We start from the raw sequence: 607 nt of genomic DNA, 5'->3' as shown, positions 1-607 counted from the left end.
AGAGCGGTATGGAGCTCTCGAAGATGGGGCCGCCGCTGAAGAGCAGCACTGCGACGATCTCCCGGCGGCGGCGTCCGGAGAGCTTTCGGGCGGCCTCCGGTACGGTTGTGGAGTCCTGGCTCATGGAACTAAGCCCCCCTGGGTGGTCGCGTCCTCTCGGTCCTGCACGTTTCCCCTCGGTCCTGAACGGTTCCCCCGCCGGTCATGGCCAAGATCGAATCTACTGTGTCGCGTGTGGTCACCGTGACCAGTTCACCACTCGCCCGTAAGTCGACATGACAACTTGGCGTAAAGCATTCGATCACGAAGCGTTGCACTCGGAGCGCCTGTAGGGAAGTGCGCCTTTCGCCGATGCCCACTCCCCGTAGGGGGTACGGACCCCCAACACTCCTTTCCTAGCTGGTCAGACGCGGGTTTGAGGGGGTCTTCGGCAACAGGGACAACTTGTTCCGAAGTTGGCTGAAAACAGTTGGCCGCAAACGTACGATCGCGTCAGTCGACGGGCGTATGCGCTTCGGACGGGGCGTCAACAACGGGCCCAGCGGGTGCCGTACGGGTCCTTCCACGGCACACCCCGCGCCGACGCTCATCGGTCATCCGCGCCGCC

The 607-nt window shown here is 63.8% G+C and carries 1 pseudogene; it reads right to left on the bottom strand.

From position 1 onward, the window contains the following. Window positions 1-124: pseudogene (locus tag KUM32_RS44465) on the bottom strand (AraC family transcriptional regulator); the annotation flags it as partial. Window positions 125-607: the final 483 nt, after the last annotated feature.

Source organism: Streptomyces sp. AC627_RSS907 (assembly GCF_019049165.1).
Note: the sequence above shows the minus strand (reverse complement) of the source record. Positions and strands in the feature narration are given on the sequence as shown.